Origin of the sequence: Desulfobacterium sp. N47 (assembly GCF_051233685.1) — a bacterium.
Classification (GTDB): Bacteria; Desulfobacterota; Desulfobacteria; order Desulfobacterales; family RPRI01; genus RPRI01.
Genome location: NZ_JBAMMY010000129.1, coordinates 1 through 9,745 on the forward strand (window position 1 = coordinate 1; position 9,745 = coordinate 9,745).

A 9,745-nucleotide genomic window follows, 5' to 3' on the forward strand; every position below is an offset into this window, starting at 1 on the left:
ATTTTTCATTTATCCGGCAATAGCGGACCTTTTGAAAAGGACTTTGTAAGAAAAAAGAACTTAAACCCGGAGAAAATATCAGAGACCTTTGGTAGCTTAATTTTTATGAAAATCAGTCTTGACATGGGGTCCACTATACAAGGAACCTTTCCTTGTTTTTTTAATACATTTATTTCACCGTTCATGGCCGTTCGTACTGCTTTTAAATCTTTCAGCTTTTTTTCGAGATCTTTAATGTTTTCCTGGGGGGCTTTTTCAAGATATATAGTTTTTAGCTGAACGCTGTAAAGCTCACCTTTGCCAAATATTTTTGCGGAAACCGAGTCGGAATCCACCTTAAAGGCATCAACGCCGATAAATATCTCATTTAAACCTTTATGAACAGATATATTAGCTTCCCTGGTGACAAGAGCCTGATCGGAAAATAGAGTTACCAAACGGATTTTATGGAACTATATCCTGAGCGAAGGCCAGAGAAAATATACCCGGGATCAGTCCTGAAAGAATAAACAGATATAGTATTAACTTTCTTTTCATCATAATCTCCTGTTTTTTTATCTTTGTATAACACTTATTACGAAGTCTTGTCTCTTGATATGGATTTATTATTTAACCACCCGTCCTTTTTGATATTTAACCTGTTTTTGTATTTCTCCGGATTTTTCCCAGAATGTCCATAGTCCGTCTTTTCCGTCAGAATATATACCTTCGGATTTTTTCTGTCCATCATCATACCATTCGATGGATTTTCCGGTTTTACGGCCATTTACATAAGTATCTGTGGTTTTGGGGTTTCCGTTTTCATACCATGTTTCACATAAGCCGTTTCGTTGACCGTTTGTGTAATTAAATTCGCTTGTTTTATTACCATTTAAAAACCAGCGGGTTTCCAAACCATATTGCTTTCCGTTTAAATAAGTACTTTTTGATTGCATCTGTCCGGTACTATACCATCCGGTTACTTCCGCCAGCAAGCCAGATTTTATTTGTGAGTAATTAGTTTCAGCTTTTAAGTTTCCATCCATAGACCATTCTTTTTTGGTACCGATCGGCTGATCATCTTTAAATTCGGCTTCAAAAAGCTTTTTTCCGTTATAATACCATTCGGCCCATTTTCCATGCCGCTCACCTTTTTTATAGCTTTCCGTTTTGATAATATTGCCCTTGTTATCCCAATAAGTCCATGAGCCATCTTTTTTGCCCTGTTCGTATTGGCCCTCCATAAGTTTCTGGCCGTTTGAGTGTGTTTTTTTATAAAGGCCCTGGCGCAGTTCTTTCCCATCTTTTTCATATACAAAATAATGCTCGTTGGCAGTGGAAACCTCCCTTAGTCCGGGAATGTTTTCTTCTCCAAATACGGATGAAGCAGATATCGACATCATGAACGCCAATACAATAATCCCAATTGCTATTCTTTTCGATCGCATTGAAACCCCCTTTAAAAACTTGATAGTATAAATTGAAATTGGTATGTTATGGTTCTTTTAAAGATATAAATTTTAACAAACAAGTTTTATTGATAAATATTGTTGTCTTGTTTTTATTAAACGGTTTATTATTGTTATATGTTGGTTGAATAAACAGGAATTTGTTTTGCTGACAACAAGTTATATAATAAAATGATTATTGGATGTCAAATATAAGATGGCCAGCAAATGAACAGCTATCAAAAAGAACAACTCGAAGCGCTTCAAATAATTCGTAGCCATATGGCAGATTTGAAGACTGAATTGCTTCGCACAGTAGAATCATCTCTTAACGAATATCTCTTGTTTCGAAGTCAAACCGATAAATTTCTATCCGATCACTTCTCTGCAATTTGTAGTTTGAGTTGCTATCAAAGCAGATTAAGCGCCTGTTGTTCAAAAGACGGAATCATAACCTTTTTTGCCGATGTGGTGATAAATGCCTTAAATACAAACGAAGCCGAACTTGATCGTATGGAAACAATGCTTAAAAAGCCTAATAAAAGTTATAAGTGTGTTTATCTGGCGCCGGAAGGATGTGTATGGCGGGTCAAACCCATTGTGTGTCAAATGTTCTTATGTGATAAAGCAGAAGAAGATGTTTTTGGTAAAAATCCGGTGGCGCGCGAAGAATGGGAAATATTTAAAAAAAAGAAAAAAGACTTTACCTGGCCTGATAAAATTGTTTTATTTGATCAAATCGAATCAATTTTTATTTCGGCAGGATGTTCTTCAACACTGATGTATCTGAATAAAAGCCCCGGCCTGTTGAGGATAAAACGCCAGGCCGGACTTATTGAAAAATAAGCCTGTTTTCGGAAAGATAAACAGAAAGCGCATGATAATTCGAACCAACAAAAGGCGGAACTATATATATTCAATCTGTTCCGGATGCCGAATCGGGACCGGCATGACGATTCGGGTACTTTTGTTAAAAAAATCGTGCAATAATATATATTCCTATCATTGTAAATCCGAGAGCTGCTTTAGCAACCGAGCCTATAAGGATACCCATCCAGGAGCCAAGACCGGCACGAAGGGCCGGTTCAATGCGGTTTCTTGCTATCAACTCTGCGATAAAAGCTCCAATGAACGGCCCTATAAAAATACCGGCTAATCCGAAAAAAAGACCCGCCACTTCACCAACAAAAGCCCCAACAGATGCCCAACTGCTCGCCCCAAATTTTTTTACACCAAAGGAAGCTGCAACAATATCGGTTATATGTGCGAGAACAGCAAAACAAATCAAAGTAACTATTGTAATACCACCAACATGTGAAAAATGATCTGCCCAGGCAGCAAATATTAGACCGGCGCAAATCAGAGCCGGACCTGGAATCACCGGAATGATTAAGCCAACCAAACCACATAAAACAAGTATAATTCCTGATATTAGGATAAAAATAGACATAAAAGCCATAGTTGTAACAATAACCCGCATTTATATTTGTTTAACGTGAAACATCAGAACAATTATAACAGGTGTGGTTTTTTCCAGAACTTGCTATTTTGTCGATAAAACCAGTTTTATATTTTTAGACGCTCATTTACGCACACAATACTGTGATGCAGTGCACATCCGATAACACGATGTGGTGAAGCGGAATCTGACCATTATAAAACAAGAAAAGGCTGGTAACGCTTTACCGGCCTTTTCTTGTTTTATAGCTTTTTAACTTCTTGAATTTAATTGGTAGGCGCGATTGGATTTGAACCAACGACTTCTACCGTGTCAGGGTAGCGCTCTCCCCCTGAGCTACGCGCCTTCAATTTATTGGCATTAACATTACTTAATTTATGTGTCAAGAGAAATGGATTTGCCTGTATAAGAAGATCAAAAGGTAATAAAAAGAAAAGGTGGCTGGTTTAAATAACATGAGAGCTTTGAATAATTCTTCTTTGCTATTTATTCTCAATACCCTCGAATTCTTGTATCAACCTTATAAAATCGTGAGGCAGGCTTACGGCTCTCTTTTTGCTATAATCAAAACACATATTAGCAGTAAATCCCAAAGCACAGATCTTAGCTGCTTTCATAATCCGGTAATCCATTATAAACAGCTTAGACTTCAATTCACTGACTCTGCATTCTATAATAATATCATCACCGAAAAACAACTCCTGTTTATACCTGCAATTTGCCTCAGAGATGATCATGCCGTAGCCGTTTATATTCATTTCCGAAAAACCGAACTGAGCAAGATATGCTATTCGGGCTTGTTGAAAATATACAAGATAGATTTGATACCCAACATGATTTCCATAATTTAAGTCATCAATACGTACTTTCATTGGAATTGAAAATTTGAATTCTGGCATAGTAACTTTTTTATATAGTAATTATTTGTTCAGTTCTTCTTTAACTGCGCTTACAGTTTCTTTGGCAGTATAAGGTTTTTAACATATTTTCCGGCCCCTAATTTATATCAACCGTAAAGGTAGAACCTTTTCTGACAATGCTTTTAACTTCTATATAATACCCCTTATGATCTTTTACTGTCCCCCAAACAACTGCCATACCCAGGCCGGTTCCGTATAAAATACAAACTCAGCAAAGTAACTGCAATAACGAAAAGCGGCAAAAGAGCGGCTTTGAAAAGTTCGCGGTAAATAAAATTTCTTAGTGATACTTTTTTATCGGCCATGATGTTGTATGAGAAACATGTTCCATGTATCTTCGGTGAGAACTCTATAAATATGATATGAAGCTGCTCTTATTATACAATAAACCTTTATTGTCAAGAACATATTGGGACATTACGAATAAGAAGCAGCTGATTATATCCGATATTACATATGTTGATTTTATCGAATAAAGACTTATCATAAAAGTAAATCCGGGTTATCCGGAAAAAACCGTTAAATTTATTGTGAACAGATATATTCCGGAATATGAAATAAATTGATTTTTAATAGTGAAGCAACCCATATAAACTAATAAAATGAAAAAACTTTTTGGTAACACCTCGGGTCTTAAGCCCGACCAGTTAAGAAGACTTGAAAAATTCTTTCGGCGCCGCATTGCTCCTGAATTTCTTATTACGCCTGAAGTTGCGCGGGAGCTTTGTCTTGCTGCAGGTGAAATTCGTCGCCAGACAGGGCTTCTAATAGATCGACGAGGCAGGATAATCTCTGTTATTGTAGGAGATAACAAGCGTATTGTAATACCGGATTTAAGTGATTACAGAACTGCTGAACAACGATTAATCGGTTTAAGGTGCGTACATGTTCATATGAATAACGAGGCCTTATCCAAGAGATGATCTGACAGACCTTACACTATTAAGGCTTGATATGATTGCTGCTATTACATTGACAAAAGACAGCGAGCCTTATGAAATACATGTCGGGCATATTCAGCCGGAAAAGAATAGTGTCAATTATAATATTATTCCTCCATTAAAGCCGAATCAGCTCGATATAGGCTGTATCGAATTAATCCATGAGATAGAAACCGGCCTTACTCAATCAAATCGCTCGGTATACATTGCAGGAGTATCACAGGAAAGAGCTATTCTTGTAAGTGTATCAACGGATACTAAAGACAAAGCTGCAGAATCAATGGATGAATTGAAAGAGCTTGCTTTGTCGGGAAACATTGAAGTTCTTGAGAGTATTATACAGCAGCGAAGTAAAGCTGATCCGAGATTTTTAATGGGACATGGTAAACTTGAAGAACTTTCTCTTCTTGCTCTTCAAAAAGGCGCTTCCATTATTGTCTTTGATCAGGAACTGAATCCTTCTCAGATAAGATCCATAACCAACCATATAGACATCAAGGTAATAGACAGAACCCAGCTGATTCTGGATATATTTGCTCAAAGAGCCATAACAAAAGAAGGGAAACTTCAGGTGGAGCTTGCCCAGCTCAAATATATGCTTCCTCGCCTTGTTACCAAAAACACTGCCATGTCCCGCTTAACCGGCGGTATAGGTGGAAGAGGCCCCGGAGAAACAAAACTTGAGTTAAACCGAAGACTGGTTCGCAGACGTATAGGCCAGGCCGAAAAAGATTTAGAGCTGGTGATACAGCATCGCCAGCAACAAAGAGCAAGGCGAAGCAAGAAAAACCTGCCTGTTATTTCAATAATAGGATATACTAATGCCGGTAAATCAACTCTGTTAAATACTCTTACAAAAAGCAGCGTTCTTGCTGAAAAAAGGCTTTTTGCAACTCTCGACCCTTCAAGCAGGCGTCTGAAATTTCCAAGAGATACCGAAGTAATAATAACCGACACGGTAGGTTTTATAAAAGATTTACCAAAAGATTTACTTGTTGCTTTCCGGGCAACTCTTGAAGAATTGAATAATGCAGATCTTTTGCTCCACGTTATAGATTTAAGCAACCCACGATACGAAGACCAGATTGAATCCGTTGAAAAAATAATATCCGATCTGAATTTAAACAATATTCCTACAATACGGATATTTAATAAACAGGATCTGGTTGATAAAATCACAGTGCAAAGAGCGTGTCGTTTTTTTGACGCAATCAGCATTTCAGCTAACAACAAACTGACTCTTTCGGAACTTATAGAAAAAATGGAGATGTCAATACAATCCGTTACCATGTAAATATGAGTAAAAATTCTAATATTTAAGCATATTAGCGTTGGATTTGTGTGTAATTCCTTTAATATGTCAAAATGGTTTGACATAAGCAAATAAACAAATGTAAAAGACTTCCGATATGAATATAAACCTGATTAAAAGAATTGGTATTGCAGCTGCATATAAAGGCGGCGAAGTTCTGAAAGAAAATTTTGACAAGATTCCTAAAATTAAAAAGAAAGGTTCTATAGATCTTGTTACGGAATCAGATACCGAGTCCGAGAAGTTAATCATAGAAACCATCAAAAAGGTTTTCCCCTCGCATACAATTTTGGCGGAAGAAAGCGGCCTTGAAAACGGGGATGCTGAATGTTTGTGGATTATTGATCCTCTTGATGGGACGACAAACTTTGCTCATCATCTTCCAATATTTGCCGTTTCCATAGCCTTTGCTCTTAATGGGGATATTGTTGCAGGAATAGTATTAAATCCTGTTACGGGGGAGCTTTTCACAGCAACAAAAGGTGAAGGTGCGAATTTAAACGGTATTCCCATCCATGTGTCAAAAACCCAAAAGCTTACGGACAGCTTGCTTGTAACCGGGATTCCCTATAATTTTAAAGAAATAATAGATGACATACAGACGCGGTTTTTTAATTGTCTCAAAGCATCCCAAGGGGTAAGAAGGTTAGGATCGGCTGCTCTGGACTTATGTTATACAGCAGCGGGACGGTTTGAAGGGTTTTTTGAACAGGATCTTAAGCCATGGGATACGGCAGCTGGCTTAATTATTGCGAAAGAAGCAGGAGGATCGGTTACTGATTTTTCCGGAAATTCGTTTGATATATACAAACCGGAAATTCTTGCAACAAATGGCAAAATACATGATGAAATGATAAAGTTGCTGGAATTAAAAGGATAAAATATGAAAGAAGTTTGCAAAGAAAAAAAAATATTGGATAACCATATAGGATGTTTTGGCAGTTTTTCGATTGATGATCCTGTATGTAAAAAATTTTGTGCACTGAGCTTGAAATGCTATGTTGAACGAAACCAGAGTGTGCGTATAGAAATCCTTGAAGAACTTATGTTTGGAGATAATAACTACAAAGGCAAGATTCAATAATTCGGTTATGCGCACTTGCAGTATGCCAAAATTTATGAACAGGACTGTTTAAAAATTTAAGATATTTTTCAAATAAATTTATTTAAAAAGATCAGTGCTTATATATCGTTCGCCTGTGCTTGGAAGTATAGCAACGATTCGCTTTCCTTTATTCCTTTTGGCATATTGGAGAGCTGCCCATACAGAGGCTCCCGAAGATATTCCGCAAAGAATTCCTTCCTTTTTTGCAAGATCTCTTGCCGTTTCAAATGCATGTTCATTTGAAACGGTGATGATCTCATCAATTACCGACCGGTCAAGAACCTGAGGAATAAATCCGGCACCTATACCCTGAATTTTATGAGAACCCGGCTTTCCTCCGGATAATACAGGTGAATCAGCCGGTTCAACTGCAATGGCTTTAAAAGAAGGATTTATTGCTTTTATAGCCTGAGCAATGCCTGTTATTGTGCCTCCGGTGCCGACACCTGCTATAACTGCATCGATATTGCCTCCGGTATCTTTTAGCATTTCCTGAGCAGTGGTTTCACGGTGTATTTTGGGATTTGCCGGGTTATTAAACTGGTCGGGCATGAATGCTTTTTTGCTTTCGGAAAGAATCAGGTTTGCTTTTTCGATAGCACCGCGTATACCTTCTACTCCCGGTGTTAAAACAAGAGCGGCTCCCAAATGTTTTAAAAGCTTTCTTCGTTCCATGCTCATGGTATCAGGCATTGTAAGGCAAACCCTGTAACCTTTTTCAGCACAGATAAAGGCAAGCGCAATACCTGTGTTTCCGCTTGTAGGTTCAACAATCAGGGTGTCTGAATCAATTAATCCTTTTGATTCTGCATCATTAATCATTGATGCGGCAATACGGTCTTTTACACTGCCCAGCGGATTGAAAAACTCAAGTTTGGCAAAAATATCGGCATCAAGCCCCTTACTTAATTTGTTTATCCGCACCATGGGCGTTGATCCTATCGTGCTGCTTATTGAAGGAAATAGTGTCACCTTGATCAGAGATATAATCAAAAGTTGTGTTTAGGGAGATAGGTGGTGTATCCATCGGTTGATTGTTACCGAGGCAATTAATTCTACTCCGACATATATAATATATTTAAATTCTCAGCTTGTACAGAACAAGTTTTGAAATTTGATGACGCACGTCAGATAACGATGGCATTTTTATTGCTCGTTGTTTTCTGCGCCAACGCTCCGAGGAGCGAACAGGGGGCTGTCTTATCAACCAACTATCAAGGAATTCGCATCCCGTTAACAGAAAAATTCTCTCCCCGCTGTCTCTTGTAACATTATCCAGGTTTTCCACACCTCCTGGCTTTTTCGTTTTTTTTCGAGAAGGCGAATCCAAGTCAAATATCCATATGCAAGAAATACCAGAATCACATGCCTGTGCCAACCAATCCAAGACCGCCCCTCATGATGGTCCATGCCAAGCTCTTCCTTCAGCTGCTGATAACCGTGTTCAATCCAGAACCTCTCATGAAAAATGCGCACCATTTCTATAGTTGGTTTGCACTGGGGCATATTGCTGAAATAGTATCGCAGTTCCTTTTCCTTGCTTTCACTTTCTCTCTTTTCTATGATAAGGGAAACTTCTTCGTTCACATTTCCTTGCCGATAACCTGTGGCGGGCCATACCCGAAGGGACACAGCCTCAACCATCAACGGTTTTCCCTTGCTGTCTCGCTGCAGTTCCAGATGCTCCCATGCATCTTGTGCGATCTTTTCTCCAACATCAGACACTTTAACCGGCTGTGGATTGACATTTACAACTTGGGAAAACTTTTGCGGTCTGCCTCGCTTTTTCTTTTTGGGCGGAGCCAATTCAAGCAAAGGCTGCTCCAAAAACACCTCTGTATCAGAATAGACACCAACAACGTAACTCTCCCGGCGATCCACCAATCCCTTCCTGAAATCAGCAAAATTTCCGTACCAACTGTCTGCAACAACAGCGCGATGGGGAACCCCGTCAAATCTTGCCAAATCAATCTGCTCAAGCGCCATCCGCCACTTCTCTTTGTGATGTGCGGTTTCCGGCATTTTTGTCTTCTTCCTCCGAACATGACAATCGGGGTTTTCGAGATCGTCCCATTGCTTCGGAACAAACAAATCCATACAATACGGCCAAGCAACATCCTGTCCAACATACGTCAGACTTACTCCAATTTGGCAGTTGTCAACCTTGCCCATCCTGCCACAATACTGCCGGGATACGCATACGCTGTCCCGGCCCTTTTTGGGAAAAGAGGTATCATCCACCGCAATAATTCCCTGGGGATCACTCGTTTTGTCAAGCATAACACGCCGGTATTCCCGGATGACCTCCTGTTCATCCCATTTCACCTCTGTCAGCAATCGTTGCATGCTTCTTTCAGAGGCGTTGACCTTCTCCGACATCGGCTCAACAGATTTGCGCTCCCCATCCATTATCAAACCAATAACATAATTCCTCGCCAAATCACGCCCTTCTTTCCGGTGAAAATAATTAAAAAAAGACGTCATGTATTCATCAATCCCTGGATATACGGTTTCTTTTATCATTCATTACTTATGTCATCTTTTGGAAAAATTATCAAGTTAAATGTCGGAGTAGAATTAA

Annotated in this window: 11 protein-coding genes and 1 tRNA gene; 5 read left to right on the plus strand and 7 right to left on the minus strand. The window is 38.9% G+C overall.

Going from position 1 to position 9,745, the window contains the following annotated elements; translation table 11 throughout:
- Positions 1–5: 5 nt before the first annotated feature.
- Both VXK47_RS07940 and VXK47_RS07945 read right to left on the minus strand, forming a co-directional pair.
- On the minus strand, positions 6–437 hold the full coding sequence (locus VXK47_RS07940; RefSeq protein ID WP_435548237.1) for a DUF4140 domain-containing protein: 432 nt from the start codon (positions 435–437) through the stop codon (positions 6–8).
- 168 nt (positions 438–605) lie between these two features.
- The gene (locus tag VXK47_RS07945; protein WP_435548238.1) at positions 606–1,427 is read right to left on the minus strand and encodes a toxin-antitoxin system YwqK family antitoxin; all 822 of its coding nucleotides are present in this window, start codon (positions 1,425–1,427) and stop codon (positions 606–608) included.
- A 228-nt stretch (positions 1,428–1,655) separates the two neighbouring features.
- On the opposite strand from VXK47_RS07945, the gene VXK47_RS07950 reads away from it, so the two are divergent.
- A complete protein-coding gene (locus VXK47_RS07950) occupies positions 1,656–2,273 on the plus strand; it encodes a hypothetical protein (protein WP_435548239.1) in 618 nt (205 codons plus the stop codon).
- A gap of 124 nt (positions 2,274–2,397) precedes the next feature.
- On the opposite strand, the gene VXK47_RS07955 is transcribed toward VXK47_RS07950, so the two are convergent.
- The 3 genes from VXK47_RS07955 to VXK47_RS07965 all read right to left on the minus strand — a co-directional run bounded on the left by VXK47_RS07955 (position 2,398) and on the right by VXK47_RS07965 (position 3,785).
- Positions 2,398–2,877 carry a DUF456 domain-containing protein gene (locus VXK47_RS07955; RefSeq protein ID WP_435548240.1) on the minus strand — a complete coding sequence of 160 codons (480 nt, stop codon included), beginning with the start codon at positions 2,875–2,877 and terminating at the stop codon, positions 2,398–2,400.
- A 280-nt stretch (positions 2,878–3,157) separates the two neighbouring features.
- Positions 3,158–3,232, minus strand: a tRNA-Val gene (locus VXK47_RS07960).
- Between the two features lie 136 nt (positions 3,233–3,368).
- The gene (locus tag VXK47_RS07965; RefSeq protein ID WP_435548241.1) at positions 3,369–3,785 is read right to left on the minus strand and encodes an acyl-CoA thioesterase; all 417 of its coding nucleotides are present in this window, start codon (positions 3,783–3,785) and stop codon (positions 3,369–3,371) included.
- Between the two features lie 623 nt (positions 3,786–4,408).
- On the opposite strand from VXK47_RS07965, the gene VXK47_RS07970 reads away from it, so the two are divergent.
- The 4 genes from VXK47_RS07970 (at position 4,409) to VXK47_RS07985 (ending at position 7,143) form a co-directional block, all read left to right on the plus strand.
- Entirely contained in the window at positions 4,409–4,729 is a 321-nt protein-coding gene (locus tag VXK47_RS07970) for a hypothetical protein (RefSeq protein ID WP_435548242.1), read from the plus strand.
- A 31-nt stretch (positions 4,730–4,760) separates the two neighbouring features.
- Complete coding sequence (hflX, locus tag VXK47_RS07975; protein WP_435548243.1) at positions 4,761–6,041, plus strand: HflX GTPase family protein; 1,281 nt, start codon at positions 4,761–4,763, stop codon at positions 6,039–6,041.
- Positions 6,042–6,156: 115 nt separating this feature from the next.
- On the plus strand, positions 6,157–6,939 hold the full coding sequence (locus VXK47_RS07980) for an inositol monophosphatase family protein (protein ID WP_435548244.1): 783 nt from the start codon (positions 6,157–6,159) through the stop codon (positions 6,937–6,939).
- A 3-nt stretch (positions 6,940–6,942) separates the two neighbouring features.
- A complete protein-coding gene (locus tag VXK47_RS07985) occupies positions 6,943–7,143 on the plus strand; it encodes a hypothetical protein (RefSeq protein WP_435548245.1) in 201 nt (66 codons plus the stop codon).
- Positions 7,144–7,221: 78 nt separating this feature from the next.
- On the opposite strand, the gene cysK is transcribed toward VXK47_RS07985, so the two are convergent.
- Complete coding sequence (cysK, locus tag VXK47_RS07990) at positions 7,222–8,136, minus strand: PLP-dependent cysteine synthase family protein (protein WP_435548247.1); 915 nt, start codon at positions 8,134–8,136, stop codon at positions 7,222–7,224.
- A gap of 261 nt (positions 8,137–8,397) precedes the next feature.
- Positions 8,398–9,687 carry an IS701 family transposase gene (locus VXK47_RS07995; RefSeq protein WP_435548246.1) on the minus strand — a complete coding sequence of 430 codons (1,290 nt, stop codon included), beginning with the start codon at positions 9,685–9,687 and terminating at the stop codon, positions 8,398–8,400.
- Positions 9,688–9,745 lie beyond the last annotated feature (58 nt).